General features: G+C 37.6%; 17 protein-coding genes. 13 read left to right on the forward strand and 4 right to left on the reverse strand.

Annotated features, from left to right (window positions below; genetic code table 11):
• The first annotated feature begins 14 nt into the window (after positions 1–14).
• Genes HCB38_RS08395 through HCB38_RS08420 form a run of 6 tightly spaced genes read left to right on the forward strand, consistent with a single transcriptional unit; the run spans position 15 to position 4,347 of the window.
• On the forward strand, positions 15–458 hold the full coding sequence (locus HCB38_RS08395) for a PTS sugar transporter subunit IIA (RefSeq protein ID WP_003767638.1): 444 nt from the start codon (positions 15–17) through the stop codon (positions 456–458).
• Positions 458–739, forward strand: coding sequence for a PTS sugar transporter subunit IIB (locus tag HCB38_RS08400; RefSeq protein WP_003767637.1), 282 nt, complete (start codon positions 458–460; stop codon positions 737–739). The genes HCB38_RS08395 and HCB38_RS08400 overlap by 1 nt, the downstream gene beginning before the upstream one ends.
• Positions 740–754: 15 nt before the next feature.
• Positions 755–2,023, forward strand: a complete 1,269-nt coding sequence (ulaA, locus tag HCB38_RS08405) for a PTS ascorbate transporter subunit IIC (protein WP_070024769.1) — start codon at positions 755–757, stop codon at positions 2,021–2,023.
• A gap of 23 nt (positions 2,024–2,046) precedes the next feature.
• Positions 2,047–2,964 (forward strand): phosphotriesterase family protein, encoded by a 918-nt coding sequence (locus tag HCB38_RS08410; RefSeq protein WP_070024772.1) that lies wholly within the window; start codon positions 2,047–2,049, stop codon positions 2,962–2,964.
• An 18-nt stretch (positions 2,965–2,982) separates the two neighbouring features.
• A complete protein-coding gene (locus HCB38_RS08415; RefSeq protein ID WP_185638223.1) occupies positions 2,983–3,591 on the forward strand; it encodes a bifunctional 4-hydroxy-2-oxoglutarate aldolase/2-dehydro-3-deoxy-phosphogluconate aldolase in 609 nt (202 codons plus the stop codon).
• A 12-nt stretch (positions 3,592–3,603) separates the two neighbouring features.
• The gene (locus tag HCB38_RS08420; RefSeq protein WP_185319169.1) at positions 3,604–4,347 is read left to right on the forward strand and encodes a creatininase family protein; all 744 of its coding nucleotides are present in this window, start codon (positions 3,604–3,606) and stop codon (positions 4,345–4,347) included.
• Between the two features lie 46 nt (positions 4,348–4,393).
• On the opposite strand, the gene HCB38_RS08425 is transcribed toward HCB38_RS08420, so the two are convergent.
• Together HCB38_RS08425 and HCB38_RS08430 are read right to left on the reverse strand one after the other, a co-directional pair.
• Complete coding sequence (locus tag HCB38_RS08425; RefSeq protein ID WP_185638225.1) at positions 4,394–5,593, reverse strand: toxic anion resistance protein; 1,200 nt, start codon at positions 5,591–5,593, stop codon at positions 4,394–4,396.
• Positions 5,571–6,230, reverse strand: a complete 660-nt coding sequence (locus tag HCB38_RS08430; protein ID WP_003767630.1) for a 5-bromo-4-chloroindolyl phosphate hydrolysis family protein — start codon at positions 6,228–6,230, stop codon at positions 5,571–5,573. Before HCB38_RS08430 ends, HCB38_RS08425 begins: the two co-directional genes overlap by 23 nt.
• Before the next feature lie 277 nt (positions 6,231–6,507).
• On the opposite strand from HCB38_RS08430, the gene HCB38_RS08435 reads away from it, so the two are divergent.
• The 4 genes from HCB38_RS08435 (at position 6,508) to timR (ending at position 9,959) form a co-directional block, all read left to right on the forward strand.
• Complete coding sequence (locus tag HCB38_RS08435) at positions 6,508–7,065, forward strand: NUDIX hydrolase (protein WP_185638227.1); 558 nt, start codon at positions 6,508–6,510, stop codon at positions 7,063–7,065.
• A gap of 574 nt (positions 7,066–7,639) precedes the next feature.
• Positions 7,640–8,527, forward strand: a complete 888-nt coding sequence (gene timA / locus HCB38_RS08440) for a macrodiolide ABC transporter ATP-binding protein TimA (RefSeq protein ID WP_185319167.1) — start codon at positions 7,640–7,642, stop codon at positions 8,525–8,527.
• The gene (gene timB / locus HCB38_RS08445; protein WP_185319166.1) at positions 8,524–9,339 is read left to right on the forward strand and encodes a macrodiolide ABC transporter permease TimB; all 816 of its coding nucleotides are present in this window, start codon (positions 8,524–8,526) and stop codon (positions 9,337–9,339) included. The genes timA and timB overlap by 4 nt, the downstream gene beginning before the upstream one ends.
• On the forward strand, positions 9,339–9,959 hold the full coding sequence (gene timR, locus HCB38_RS08450; RefSeq protein ID WP_185638229.1) for a macrodiolide transporter TimAB transcriptional regulator TimA: 621 nt from the start codon (positions 9,339–9,341) through the stop codon (positions 9,957–9,959). Before timB ends, timR begins: the two co-directional genes overlap by 1 nt.
• Before the next feature lie 15 nt (positions 9,960–9,974).
• Here timR and HCB38_RS08455 read toward each other — a convergent pair whose 3' ends face one another.
• Positions 9,975–10,973, reverse strand: coding sequence for an NAD(P)/FAD-dependent oxidoreductase (locus HCB38_RS08455; RefSeq protein ID WP_185638231.1), 999 nt, complete (start codon positions 10,971–10,973; stop codon positions 9,975–9,977).
• The gene (locus HCB38_RS08460) at positions 10,963–11,787 is read right to left on the reverse strand and encodes an ABC transporter ATP-binding protein (protein WP_010991738.1); all 825 of its coding nucleotides are present in this window, start codon (positions 11,785–11,787) and stop codon (positions 10,963–10,965) included. The genes HCB38_RS08455 and HCB38_RS08460 overlap by 11 nt, the downstream gene beginning before the upstream one ends.
• Positions 11,788–11,952: 165 nt before the next feature.
• Between HCB38_RS08460 and HCB38_RS08465 the strand changes: the two genes are divergently transcribed.
• The 3 genes from HCB38_RS08465 to HCB38_RS08475 all read left to right on the forward strand — a co-directional run bounded on the left by HCB38_RS08465 (position 11,953) and on the right by HCB38_RS08475 (position 15,043).
• Positions 11,953–12,894, forward strand: coding sequence for an iron-hydroxamate ABC transporter substrate-binding protein (locus HCB38_RS08465; RefSeq protein WP_185607868.1), 942 nt, complete (start codon positions 11,953–11,955; stop codon positions 12,892–12,894).
• 101 nt (positions 12,895–12,995) lie between these two features.
• The gene (locus tag HCB38_RS08470) at positions 12,996–14,021 is read left to right on the forward strand and encodes a FecCD family ABC transporter permease (RefSeq protein ID WP_185638234.1); all 1,026 of its coding nucleotides are present in this window, start codon (positions 12,996–12,998) and stop codon (positions 14,019–14,021) included.
• Positions 14,021–15,043 carry a FecCD family ABC transporter permease gene (locus HCB38_RS08475; protein ID WP_185319161.1) on the forward strand — a complete coding sequence of 341 codons (1,023 nt, stop codon included), beginning with the start codon at positions 14,021–14,023 and terminating at the stop codon, positions 15,041–15,043. Before HCB38_RS08470 ends, HCB38_RS08475 begins: the two co-directional genes overlap by 1 nt.
• Positions 15,044–15,097 lie beyond the last annotated feature (54 nt).

The raw sequence follows: 15,097 nt of genomic DNA on the forward strand, positions 1-15,097 counted from the left end.
AGGAGGAAGTCGTATTGTTACCAATTACTTTAGAACAAATTGAATTGGATGTGGAGGTGGAAAGTCCGGTAGATGCTATCAGAGCTGCTGGAAACCTCTTGGTAAAAACTGAAAGCGCTTTATCTAGTTATGTAGATGCGATGGTAGCTGGTTATGAAAAATTAGGTCCCTATATAGTCCTAGCACCACATATTGCAATCCCACATGCACGACCCGAACACGGGGTGAAAAAACAATGTATGTCACTTGTTCGTTTGAAAACACCAATAAAATTTGGGCATCCAACCAATGACGATGTAAGTCTTGTTATCGCAATTGGTGGTGTAGATACAAATTTCCACATCAAAATGCTCCAAGCGCTTAGTGAATTATTAACCGATGAAGTGAAGCTAAAAAGATTAAAAACAAGTACCGATAAAGCGGAAATCTTATGTACCATAAATAAGGAGGAAAAGTAGTGGAAATTTTAACGGTTTGCGGAATGGGATTTGGAACTAGCTTGATGTTGCTTATGGAGATTCAAGATATGGCAAAAAAACATGGATTTACAGTTGGAGGGGAAGCAACGGATTTAAGTAGTGCGAAGGGAAGAACGTGCGACATTATTGTTGCTTCCAGTGAAATAGCCAAAGAATTAGCAGAGGAAGAAGTAAAAGTTGTTCCAATCATTAATATTCTCGATAAAAAAGAAATAGAAGAAAAAGTTTTGCCAGCTATCAAACAATACTTTGCTTCATAAAAAAGGAGGATGAAGATGCTTACTTTCATCACAGAAATTTTTTCTACGCCCGCTTTTATTTTAGGAATTATAGCAGCTATTGGGTTAATTGCCTTAAGGAAAACCGGTTCTGATATTGTAAAAGGAACATTAAAAACGATTTTTGGTTTTATTATGTTACAGCAAGGGTCCGCGATTATTGTTGGAAGTCTAATTCCATTTAGCACAATGTTTGAAAATGCTTTTCAACTTAAAGGGGTGGTAGCAGAAGATAATGCTATTGCAGCTGCTGTTCAGCAAATTTTAGGAACGGAAACGTCTTTAATTCTTGTATTTGGTTTTATTATTAATGTTATTCTTGCTAGAACGACCAGATGGAAATATATCTTCTTAACTGGGCATATGATGTTTTCCTTCGCAGCAACAATGGCCATTGTATTTGATCAAATGGGCTTTAGTAGCTGGCAAATTATTTTGTTTGGTTCTATTGCACAAGGTATTTCAAGTATTGTTTTTCCAGCTCTCGCACAACCTTTTGTACGTAAAGTAACAGGAAATGATCAAGTCGGTTTTGGCTTTTGGGGCAGCTCACTTGTCTGGACAACCGGTTGGCTTGGAGGGAAATTAGGAAATAAAGCTAATTCTACAGAGGACTTAAAAGTTCCTAAAAAACTAGATTTTTTGAAAGAAATGTCAGTTTTAATGGGGATTGTCATGGCAGTGATTTATATCTTTACATCTTTCTTTGTGGATGAGCCGGTGATGAAAGAACTAGCTGGCACACAAAGTAATGTACTATTCGCAATATTGCAAGCATTCACTTTTGTTGTCGGAATATTAATACTACTTCAAGGGGTACGGATGTTTTTAGGTGAATTAGTTCCAGCATTTAAAGGTATTAGCGAAAAAATTGTTCCCGGCGCAATTCCAGCTCTTGATGTTCCCATTTTCTATTCATTCGCACCTACTGCAACGACCATTGGTTTTTTATGTGCAGTGGTCGGAGGGCTTGGAGCGACACTAGTTTCTACCATGCTTCCAGTTGTCGTGCTCCCATCTGTAATTGGATTGTTTTTTATGGGCGGAGCAGCTGGTGTATTCGGAAATGCAATGGGCGGTAGACGAGGAGCCATTATTGCTGGTTTATTATTAGGATTTATTTTTCAAATGATTGTAGCAATTGCCTATCCAATTTTAGGATTAGATGGCTATGGTATTCAAGGGTTATGGTTTGCTTCAACTGATGCAATCATTGTTATCGTCATTATTCGATTAATTGGAACACTATTTGGGATACCACTTTAAAAAAATATAGGAGATGGTTTTAAATGGAAAAGAAAATTAGAACAGTTCTTGGTGACATTTCGAAAGAAAGCCTTGGTTTCACATACTCTCATGAACATTTGTGGTGTTGTCCTCCCTCAGTTCAGAAAGATCGTGATTTTGAATTAACCGATTATGAGTCCTCCTTAGAAGAATTAAAAACATTTCAATCTATTGGAGGTCAAACACTCGTAGATGCTTCGACGCTAGATTATGGTCGTGATGGAAATAAACTAAAAGCTATGTCTGAGGAATCTGGTGTGAATGTTCTTGGTGTTACAGGATTTAATAAACATATTTATTTCCCAGAGTGGGTACAGGAGGAAAGTATCGAACAAATTACAGATCGATTAATTTATGATATTGAAAAAGGAATGGATGGGTCCGATGCTCGTGCTGGGATTTTGAAGTCAGGTTCATGGTACAACCTCATTCATCCATTAGAGGATAAAGTAACAAGAGCTGTAGCATGGGCCCAAAAAGAAACTGGTGCACCAATTTGGTTGCATACAGAAGCAGGGACGATGGGCCAAGAAATGCTTGCTATCTTAGAAGAAGAAGGCGTGGATATGGAGCTTGTGGCTGTTGGACATAGCGATCGCAATGCAGATCCATACTATCATCTGAAATTAGCTGAAAAAGGGGCTTATGTTCAGTTTGATGGTTGTGGAAAAGTAAAATACTATCCAGATAGTACACGAGTTGAACTAGTGAAAAATATGCTTGAAAATGGTTTTGAGGATAAATTACTCATCTCTGGAGATATGGGAAGAAAAAGTTATCTGCACGCATATGGCGGTGGACCGGGATTCCGTTTTATAAAAACAAAATTTATTCCAAGGCTTTTAGAAGAGGGAGTAACGGAGCAACAAATACAAGCTATATTTTATGATAATCCTGCAAACTGGCTAGCCAAATTTTAATAAAGGAGTGCGTGTGATTTGTTAACCATGGAGAAAGACCAAATGATGGCAATTATTCGGGATGTAGCAAAAGAAGATGTTATTCCGATTACAGAATTACTTTTAGAAGAAGGGATTACAACGCTAGAAGTCTCGTTGAGTAATGAAACAAAAGGATTAGCTTGTTTAGAAGCCTTAAGTCAGCATTTTTCAGCTAAGCAATTGACAATTGGAGCCGGTACAGTAGTAGAAAAAAAGCAAATTCAAAAGGTGAAAAAAGCAGGAGCAACGTTTATTATTACTCCAGGTTTTGAAAAAAGTATTGTAGAAGAATGCATAAAACAAGATATAGCTGTTTTTCCAGGAGTATTTTCCCCAGGTGAAATTATGGAAGGAATACAATTAGGCGTAGAAATTTTTAAAGTTTTTCCGGCTGGAACACTTGGACCGACTTACATTAAAAGTTTAAGAGGTCCATTCCCTAATATTCATCTGATGGCAGTTGGTGGGATAGATTCAGGAAATATCGAAGAATTTAAAGAGGCGGGGTGTGATTCTTACGCTATTGGAAGTGAGCTTGTTCCACGCGGCGCCACAAAGGCTATGCTCAATCAAATAAGAGAAAATGCAAAAGCTTTTCAAAGATAGGATGGATGTAAAATGGTGCAATCAGCCAACAAAATAATAAACATGACACGAGATGAAGTGGAAAAAGCGATAACTGATTTTCCAGTCGCAATTTTACCACTCGGAGCAACAGAGCAACATGGACACCATTTACCACTTGGGGTCGATATATTTTTAGCAGAGCATTTAGCAGAATTGGTATCGGAAAAAACAGGAGCAATAGTCATTCCACCAATGCCATTTGGCTATTCTTGGGTATGGCGCGATATTCCAGGAACTATCTCTATTCAACAACATCATGTCGAAGCAATTATTAAGGATGTTGCACACAGTGTTTCTCGCTATGGTGTCAAAATGCTCGTCTTAATAAATGGACATGATTCTAACAACAACTCGATGAAATATGCTGTTAGAGAATTAGCAGATGAGTTAGAAATGCCTGTTATGTATCTATTCTATCCATCTCTTTCTGAAGTAATGGAAAAGAATTGTGAGTCTGGTACATGGCACGGAATGATTCATGCCTGTGAATTTGAAACCTCTTTAATGCTTGCGACTAAAAAAGAATTAGTGCAAATGAAAAAAGCGGTTAGAGAATATCCTGAAAAACCAACCCTTTACGGAAAATCAACTATTTCGCTAGGTGATTTAAGCAAAAGTGGTGTATATGGGGATGCTAGCCTTGCCAAAGAGGAGAAAGGGGAAAAGATGATACAATTATTTGCAGAGAAGATGGCTGCACTTCTTTTAGAAGGTTATAGTTATTTAACTAAATAAAAAGGTATTAAAAAAACCACTCTTTTTGGGAAGAGTGGTTTTTCGTTTATTTCATTTCCAGTAAACGTTCTTTCAGTTCTTGCTCCATTGTAACTAGTTCTTTCTCTGCTACAGCACGTTTAGCACGGCCTTCTTGTTGGATTTTAAGTGTTTCTTGCAAGGTTTCAATTAAGCTGGACTGCGTTTCTTTAAGTGTTTCGATGTCCACGATACCTCTTTCATTTTCACGCGCTGTTTCGATCGCGTTTGTTTTTAGCATATCGGCATTTCGTTTTAGAAGTTCGTTCGTTGTTTCAGAAACTTGGCGTTGAGCAGCTACAGCTTGTTGTTGACGAAGCAACGTAAGCGCGATGGCTACTTGGTTTTTCCAAAGCGGAATGGCAGTCATAATGGAAGACTGAATTTTTTCAGCGAGTGCTTGGTTTGTATTTTGGATTAAACGGATTTGCGGCGCTTGTTGGATAGTGATTTGACGACTTAAGCGTAAATCATATACACGCTTATCAAGTCGGTCCGCAAATTGCGTTAAATCATTTACTTCTTGATAATCCATTTGATCGCCAGTTTGTTCTGCTTTTTTGCGAAGTTCCGGGAGCATTTTTGTATTAATTTCTTCTAATTTTAATTCTCCAGCAGCAATGTAAATGTTAAGTGCTTGGAAGTAATCTTTATTTTTATCATAAAGCTGTTCTAGGAAAGAGTTATCTTCCATTAAACGCTTTTTGGAATGTTCCAGTTTCAACGCGATGCGGTCAATTTGGGTACCAATTTTTTGATATTTAGAAGTGATTTCATTGATGGATTGTTTAACTCGGTGGAACATTTTTGTGAAGACGTTTTTGTTGCGAGCAGCTAGTTCATCCGGATCGGCTTCTTGTAAACGATACATTAAATCACTAATAATGTCACCAATTGGTCCAACATCTTGCTTTTGTACATGTGCTAACATTGAATGAGAAAAGTCATGTAGTTTAGCTTGTGCAGGTGCTCCGTAACCGAGGATGGCTGATTGGTTTCCTGGTTCGATTTGTTTGGATAATTCTAAGGCTTGTTTTTTATTAGTTTCTGTAAGCATATCTACTAAGCGGGGAGCCGCATCTGTTTCGCTATTTACGATACTACTTGCTGTTTCAGTGTCTGATCCAAAAGGGTTTGCAAGAAGGTCATCTAATGTTTGGTTAAACTCTTTCTCCACTACTAAATCTTTTAATTCATTTGTTTCTTCACTTGGCTTGTTCGCGGTCATCTTTTGTACCCCTTTCGAATTTCTTTTTCTGTTTGGAAATGGAGTTTTTCGCTACTTCTAATTCAAAATCGAGATTGTTTACATCTTGATTCAAAAGTGTAAATAAATCCTTTTCAATAACACGACTTAAATCATTTAAAAGTGTGCGTGTATCAGAAAGAGTTTGATAAATTTTCTTGTCTTTTACAGGTTGTTTTTCTAAGAAGGCATATTTTTCGGTTAGCTCTACTAAAGAATCAAGATGAGAGAAAAAGAAATCTTCTGCTTCATAAAAACGTTTAGGTTCTTCTTTTACGATGCCGTAAATTCTTTTAGTAAGTAAAAGTGTTTTGTTGCGCTCTTGGAAAGAATATAGCGCTTTGTTTTGTGTCATAATTTTTTGAAGGCGGATAATTTTCACACGAGCTTCTTCTAAGTTAGTACGAATATATTTATATTCTTTCTTGGTTAATCCAGTTGCAATCATTTGCGCCCGGTCTCCAGCTTTAGATGAAAAGAAAAATAGGATAGCTGCAACAGCGATAACAATTGTTGCAATTACCAAGCCACTTTGGATAAGTGAAGTAAGAATACCACCCAAAATAATGACAAGTAAAATAGAACCTGTGAATGCTAATATCTTTTTAAAAACGGTCATTATACATCTTCTCCTTTAAGTACCTGTTTAAAAGGTCCGCTTTTTCTTAATAGTATATTTTTCTAAAAATAAAGATTGATGGAATGTAACTACCATTTAAGTATATTTAGTATGTGAGCACTAAGCAAGTAGCATGGTTTTTATATTTTAGAAAGTGTCCTTTATTTGTTCTTATCATACCATATTTAGAAATCAGATGTTATCAGTCGCGCGATGTAAATTAAACTCGGACTTAGTTATGTTATAATGAAAAAAAAACGAGAAGTAGGTGGCAGAAGTGGATTCACTAGAGGAAAAAACGCTTCATACAGAAAAGATTTTTAGCGGAAATATTATTGAATTGCAAGTAGATGATGTGGAGTTGCCGAATGGGGAAAAGAGCAAGCGCGAAATCGTCAAACATCCTGGAGCTGTGGCAATTATACCTTTTTCAGCAGATGGAAGAATGTACTTAGTAGAACAATTCCGAAAGCCCCTCGAAAAAAACATTATCGAAATTCCAGCCGGTAAAATGGAGCCGGGGGAAGATCCACTCGTGACCGCAAAACGGGAACTAGAAGAAGAAACTGGTTTTCAGTCTGATGATTTAACGTATCTCACTTCTTTTTATACATCACCTGGATTTGCTAGTGAACTTTTACATATTTATGTAGCACGGGATCTTCGGAAAATGGAACACCCTCTAGCGCAAGATGCAGATGAATTTATTAATTTAGTCAAAGTAACGATGGAAGAAGCAGAACAGTTAATAGCACAACAATTCATTCATGACGCAAAAACAATGTACGCGATACAGTACTGGAAATTACAACTATTAATAGAAGAAAACGAATAAACCGGATGAAAAACTTCTTTGGGAATACTTGGCATAAAGAATGGAAATGTGGTATCATAAACATGAAAAGAGAGCCATGCAAGAACATGACCCTCAAACGTAAGCCCATTTAAGGTGGCAGCTAACTTAATAGATTATAAAAATAACCACTAAACCGTCCAAAGTTTATGAGTGGTTATTTTTTTGTGTTATTTTGACTGTTTAGTAACAACATTAAAGTTGTAAAAGCGACTGCAAAAGAGAGTGCTTCATAAACGGTCATGGGTTATCCTTTCCAGGAGTTCTTAACAAAAAAGTCATAGGCATCCCCCTTTCATGTTGAAAGAGCTAGCCACCACCATAAACTTGCTTACGTACTATATTATATCACCTGGAATATAGTTATTCTATCCGGAATAAAGCGATTATTGAAATTAGCATTATCAAGCTAAAAGTGGGATTTTAAAGACTTAAGATAGCATGAAAATCAGTAATTTTGATACTATTACTGATTATAGTTCTTGATTGACTACCTGGTCAAAAGAGGTTATACTCAAGTTGACTAAGTGATCAATTTGAGTTTGGAGGAGAGAACATGGAAGCAATTAAAGTGGAGTCGCTCACAAAAAATTACCATAAAAAGCGAGCAATTGAAAATGTGGATTTGTCTGTAAATGAAGGTGAATTATACGGTTTTATTGGTCCGAATGGTGCAGGGAAATCAACAACTATCAAAGTCTTATTGAATTTTATTTATGCAACAAGTGGGAGTGCAACGGTTCTCGGAAAAGATGTAGTGAAAGAGTCAGCAGAGATTAAGAAAATGGTCGGATATGTGCCGAGTGAAGTTCGTTATTATCCACAAATGACTGCAAATGATATTATTCACTATGCTGCTAAATTCCATCAAATCAAAAATGCAACACAAAAAATGAATAAATATTATGAAATGTTTTCGATTGATCCGAAAAAGCGTTTTGGTGAAATGTCGCTTGGAAATAAGAAAAAAGTAGCGATTGTTGCTGGACTTATTACCGAACCGCAATTATTTATTTTGGATGAACCAACGAACGGTCTTGACCCTTTGATGCAACATTATTTATTTAAAGAAATGACCGAGCGGAATAAAGAGGGGATGACGATTTTTCTTTCAAGTCATAATTTACGTGAGGTTCAAGAATACTGCACGAGAGCGGCTTTTATTCGAAATGGGAACATTATCGCGGTGGAAGACATCGCCAATCAGCAAATGACTGGCAAAGTGATTGCGCTTAAAGGGATGAATTTGCCCCTAGAAAAATTAACGAATGCGGGTGCAAGAATTATCGAAAATGAAACAGGCAAAGCACGACTTATTTTTGACGATGATATTAAAACAATTTTGCCATTATTACAGGAAAAAGAAATTACGGATTTAACGATTACAAATCAAGAATTAGAAGATAAATTTATGACACTTTATGAAGGGGGAGAAATCAAATGAACATCTTACACATTGAATGGAAAACAAGAATAAAAAGCCTTGTTGTTTGGTCCGTTGTAGTGATTGTGATTTTAGGTGTGTTTATGGCTTTCTTCCCTAGTATGCAAACTAGTGGGATGCAAGATTTAGTTAATACGAAGATGAATGCACTTCCGCAAGATATGATGAAAATTTTGCATATGGATTCGATGGCGGATTTAACGAATATTGATGCTTATTTTGCGTATGTTTTTCAGTATATTTTTATTGCAGCGTGCGTGTATGCAGCGTTGATTGGTGCGCAAGCTTTAATAAAAGAAGAAACAGATGGAACAATTGAATTTTTATATGCCCAGCCGGTTACTCGGGCTAGTCTTGTGTTTTGGAAAATGGTTGGAAATTTATTATCTTTCGTGGCTTTTTGGTTGATTACGTTTGTGGCTTCTGTGGTGCTCGTTCTTGTTTTAAAACCTAGTGGGGTAGATAGCGGGGATTTAGTGATGGAGCTTGTTCGAGTGTTTTCGAGTGAATTGCTTGTTGCAGCAGTATTTATGAGTGTAGGCTTTATGGTATCAGCAGTGTTACGTTCCGCTAAACAAGCTTCTCCTGTCGCGCTTGCACTTGTTTTCTTAACTTATATTTTAGGTATAATGGCCGGATTAAATGATAATGTTGACTTTTTCAAATACTTCTCACCAATCAATTATGCGATTCCATCAGAAATTATGGACAAAGGGATTACTGGAACGAATGCACTAATTTCCTGCGCGGTGATTATTGTGGCGGTAGTAGCTACTTTTGTTCTTTATAAGAAAAAGGATTTGAAAGTATAATGGATGAAAAACGCCTAAAAATTTTAGAAGCGGCGATGGAAGAATTTACAGAAAAAGGCTATCAGGCAGCTAGTACCAATAAAATTTGTGTAAAAGCGGGTGTTTCCAAAGGGCTTATTTTTCATTATTTTGGCTCTAAAGAAAAACTTTATATTGCGGCAGTGTCTTACGCGGTTGATTTTGCGACGAATGAGGTTAGTTTGGAAGAGAAACGATGGAGCGATTTTGTTGAGATGGCGATTTGGTCAACGAAAATGAAACTGGATTTTAATCGTAAATATCCTGCGATTTTTGGTTTGATTATGCAAGTTTACGGAAATCCACCATCAGAATTGAAAGGTAAATTAGATGGTTTTTTCGATAAGGCAATTGAGCGGTCTGAAGCGCAAATGAATCAAGTTTTAAACGAAATGCAGTTAAAAAAAGATGTGAACATGGATGCGGCGCGAAAAGTGATGAAAGCACTTTTTCAGCATATTACGGAGAAGAGTACGGTTTTTTTGCAAAGACATCCGAATGCGACGATGGAAGATTTTATTCCACTTGCCAATGATTTTACGGAAATGATGCGAATTGTCGAATTTGGTATATGTGAAGAAAAAAAGGATTCGGGCGAGTGAGACCGAATCCTTTTTTTAACCAATAAAGCTTTCATGATGGGTACTAATCATTGCTTCATCTCTAGCTGTAGGTTCTAAATATTTTTTGGCGCTGTTAATCGCAATAGGACCTTCATGTAATCCAGCTGCGATAATGCGGATTTTTCGTGAATAGGTCGCGCTATCTCCACAAGCAAAAATACCTGGTACAGTCGTTTTCATTTCATCATCCACAACAATACCGAAATCCGCTTGTTCAAATCCCCATTTAGCCATGGTTCCAAGGTCTACTTTTACCCCATGATTAATGAAAAGTGCATCTGTTTCAATTGTTTTTATCGTTTGGGTTTGATTACAGCATACCGTAATTTTATTTAACTGATTGTTCTTTCCGATTAGTTCGCTGATTTCATGGTGGATATGGATTTCAACGCGAGAATTTTTAAGCTCACGGACACTTTCCTCGTGGGCTTTAAAATCTTCACCGCGGTAAATAAGGTGTACTTGTTTGGCGATTGGTTCGAGCGTCTGCGCCCAGTCAATAGCGGAGTTTCCACCACCGGAAACCGCCACTACTTTGTCGCGAAATTGCTCGATGTTTTTTACATCATAATGTATTGCTAATGGAAAATCTTCCGCGTGCACAGCTTCAAGCTTATTGACTTCAAATGTACCACTACCTGTTGCAATAACTATCGTTTTAGAAAAATGAATCGAGCCATTATGCGAAGTTAGTTGAAAAGTTCCGTCTGTTAGTTTGATCACATCAACAATTCGCTCACGGCAAACAATAGTAGGATGAAATGTCTCTGCTTGTTCTTTTAAATTTGCGATAAGATCTGCGCCGGTAATAGCTGGAATACCGCCGACATCGCGAATGATTTTTTCTGGGAAAAAGTAGCGCACTTTGCCACCAACATCTGGTTCGGCATCAATAATTTTTGTTTTCATGGAACGCAGGCCACTATAAAATGCGGAAAATAGCCCGATTGGACCGCCGCCAATAATGGTTACATCATATACTTCATTTAGCAATGGAATCAAGCTCCTTTACAATTTCGCAACCGTTGCAAGTTTCGTATGGGAGACAAAGAGGGACACCGCTGCGTGGGTCAATTAAAATATCTGCTTTAATATTAAAAACGTCTTCTAACGTTTCTTCTGTCATTACATTAACGGGTGAACCTTCTGCAACTACTTTTCCTTCTTTAATAGCAATCATATGATGAGCATAACGAGATGCGTGATTTAAATCATGAACAACCATGACGATTGTACGGTTTTCTGATTGATTTAACTGTTTGAGTAGGTTAAGAACATCTAGTTGGTGGGTCATGTCTAAGAAGGTTGTCGGTTCATCCAGAAATAACACATCTGTCTCTTGCGCAAGAGACATTGCAATCCAAGCGCGTTGCCGTTGCCCCCCAGATAAGCTATCAATCGGCCGGTCTGCAAACTCAGTTAAATTCGTCACGCGTAATGACCAAAAAATAATTTCCCGATCTTTTGCAGTAATTGATTTAAAACTGCTTTGATGCGGAGAACGCCCATAAGAAATTAATTCGAATACTGTCAAACCATCAGGTGCTGAAGGATTTTGCGGCAAGATAGCTAATTGTTTGGCAATTTCTCGTGTCGGTTCATTATGAATTTTCTTGCCGTCTAAGTAAACAGCGCCTTTACTAGGTTTCATCAAGCGGGACATCGTCTTTAAAATAGTTGATTTCCCGGAACCATTTGCACCAACTAAGGCAGTTATTTTATTAGCAGGAATGGCTATATCTAAACCATCAACAATGATTCGTTTGTCGTATGAAATTTGTAAGTTATCTGTATGAAGGTCTTTCATTTTCATCGCTCCAATTTAAAGTTAAGGTGATAATCATTCTCAATTGTTAAGTATAGAGTTTTTACGTTAAAGATGCAAGTGATACTTTGTCAGAGAAGATTTGCACTTTTAGATTAAAGTTGCTATACTAACTGAGAATTATTATCAGTTACAGGAGGGGTTCATTTGAAAAAAGGTTTAAGTTTACTCGTATTAATGCTTTTAACTACAGTAGTTTTGGCTGCTTGTGGAGAAAATAAAACGGCAGGAAATGACAAGGTCGAAATGCGTACATATACAATGGCAAATGGAAAGAAAGTAGAAATTCCGGCACATCCGAAACGTATTGTGGCTTCGGAATACTTAGGAAATATCGTTTTGCTTGGGATAAAGCCGGTTGGGGCTAGGGCGAAACAAATCGAAAATCCGTTTTTGAAAGGAAAAGTGGATGGGATTCAAGATATTGGCGATCCAGTTTCAGCGGAAAAAGTAGCAGAATTAAAACCAGATTTAATTGTCGTTTCCAAAGAAGATGAATATGAAAAAATGTCTAAAATTGCGCCAACCGTGTTAATCCCGTATGCGACTTCTAAAAATGTGGAAGAAGATGTGCGGCAAATTGCAGATTTAGTTGGTGAAAAGAAAGCCGGAGAAGCTTGGCTTGAGAAGTTTCATCAAAAAGCCAAAGAAAGTAGAGCAAAGTTAGCAGGAAAACTTGATTCAAATGAAACAGTCGGAATTTATGAAGTACAAGATAAAGATTTTTATGTAATGGGAGAAAATATGGGCCGTGGTGGTCAAGCGATATATAATGCTTTACAACTAAAAGCACCAGCCAAAATTCAAAAAGATGTATTAGATGGTCAAGACTGGCAAAAAATTTCTCTAGAAGTATTACCTGAGTTTGCAGCAGATAGAATGTTTGTAACAAATACATCTTCTGGAAGCGCTAAAGACGGAGAGAAAACGTTGAAAGAGTTAACCGACTCACCAATTTGGAAAAATCTCCCGACATTTAAAGCAGGACATGTCTACCAAATGGATTTTGACACAATGTTTTATTATGATCCTATAGCTATAGAAGGACAGTTGGATATTATTGTCGAGAAGTTACTTGAATCTAACTAAAGATTGCGCTTAGTGAACGATATTGATATAATTTTCTTTACGATTGATAATTATTATCATTAAAAATGAGCGGATATTATAGATGGAAGGAACATGTACAGATGGATAAGTCAAAACAGATAAAAATGAATACAAGACCAACTGTTGCTATATTCATACTTTCGGGTGGACTTTTGTTGCTTCTTATTCTAGCTTTATTTGGGATTGCAGTTGGAGCGGCCGATATTAATTTATCTACGGTTTGGGACGCGCTTTTTCATTATAATAGTTCTGAGACATCGCACCAAATTATTCGAAGTTTGCGCGTACCTCGTGTTATTGCAGATATAGCAATTGGAGCTGCTTTTGCAGTGGCTGGAGCAATTATGCAAGGCATTACGCGAAATCCACTAGCTGATTCTGGTTTGCTTGGACTTAATGCTGGATCGACGTTTATGGTAGCTGTATGCTTTGCTTTTATGCCGTGGCTTAGTTATAATTCGCTAATTTTATTTTCTTTTGTTGGAGCGGCGATTGGAGCGTTTTTGGTTTTTGGGGTAAGTTCTATTGCTGGAAGTGCGATGTCGCCAACTCGGTTAGTACTTGCGGGTGCGGCGGTTAGTTCACTTCTTACAGCACTTAGTGAAGGGATTGCTATATATTTTCAGTTGAGTCAAGACTTGGCTTTTTGGTATGCAGGGGGAGTCGCTGGTGTGAAATGGAGTCAGCTTGCGGCAATTTGGCCGTGGTTGCTCGGTGCACTTATTGCGGCAATCTTGTTAAGCAAATCCATTACAATTTTAAGTTTAGGAGACGATATTGCAGTTGGACTTGGTGAAAAAACGGCTTTTGTTAAAATAGCTTCAATGATTGTTGTTTTAATTTTAGCAGGACTGGCTGTTTCTGTTGTTGGTCCGGTTGGTTTTATTGGTTTAATTGTGCCTCACTTGGTACGATTTTTAGTCGGAGTTGATTATCGCTTTATTATTCCTTGTTCGGCTGTAGTAGGTGCACTTTTGACTTTAGCGGCAGATATTGTTGCTCGAACGATTAATCCACCATATGAAACGCCTATTAGCGTGATTTTTGCATTAATCGGAGTTCCTTTCTTCTTATATGTAGCTCGTAAAGAAAGGAGGAACTTATAATGTATATGACTGTTGCTGAAAAGCGGAAGAAATCGCGACGTATTTGGACATTAATTATTTTAAGTGTGCTCATTTTTTGTACATTTACATATAGTGTCAATGCTGGTTATTCGAAATTACCTTTTATAGAAGTGATTAAGTCTTTCTTTGGAATGGCGGATGCGGGAACACAACTGATTGTGTCAGAATTTCGCTTGCCGCGCATTGTAATTGCACTTTTAGTTGGTGCAGGACTTGCGGTTTCAGGAACGATTTTACAAGGTATTTCTGGGAACGGGCTTGCTGATCCCGGAATTCTTGGGATTAACAATGGGGCAGGCTTGGCAGTAATGCTTTATATTTCCTTTTTTCCCTCAACGATGGATGTACCGGTTTTATTTATGCCGTTCATTGGCTTTGTGGGAGCTATTTTAACGGCATTTGTTGTATATGGGCTTTCTTATAGTAGGAGCGAGGGATTACTTCCTAATCGCTTGTTGCTTACAGGGATTGCTGTTGCAGCAGCGATTGCCGCTTTGATTACGCTCTTGACTGTTCGACTTGACCCACAAAATTATCAACGATATGCTGAATGGATGGCTGGAAATATTTGGGCTTCAAGCTGGCAATATGTTTATGCGCTTTTGCCATGGTTACTTGTGCTCGGAGCGATTGCTTTTATGAAAGTAAAAACGCTTGATGTGCTGTCATTTGGTGATCAAGTGGCGACAGGTCTAGGTGTTCGAGTAGAGCGCGAAAAATTTGTTCTATTAATCGTAGCGGTTGGTTTGGCAGCGGCTTGTGTTTCAGTTAGTGGTGGGATTGCATTCATTGGTTTGATTGGTCCTCATATTGCTAGAAAACTTGTTGGTTCCGCGCATCGTTGGGTGATGGTTACGGCAGCTCTTTCCGGAGGGTTACTGTTATTACTTGCTGATACGATTGGTCGTTTGATTATTCAACCTTCTGAAATATTTGCAGGAATTGTTGTCGCTATCATCGGCGCTCCGTACTTCTTATTTCTTCTTGCTAAAGCTAAATAATAATTATTATTAATAACGAGAAACTAACTAGTAATTGATAATCATTGTAGACAG

It is taken from the genome of Listeria farberi (assembly GCF_014229295.1).
Lineage (GTDB): Bacteria > Bacillota > Bacilli > Lactobacillales > Listeriaceae > Listeria > Listeria farberi.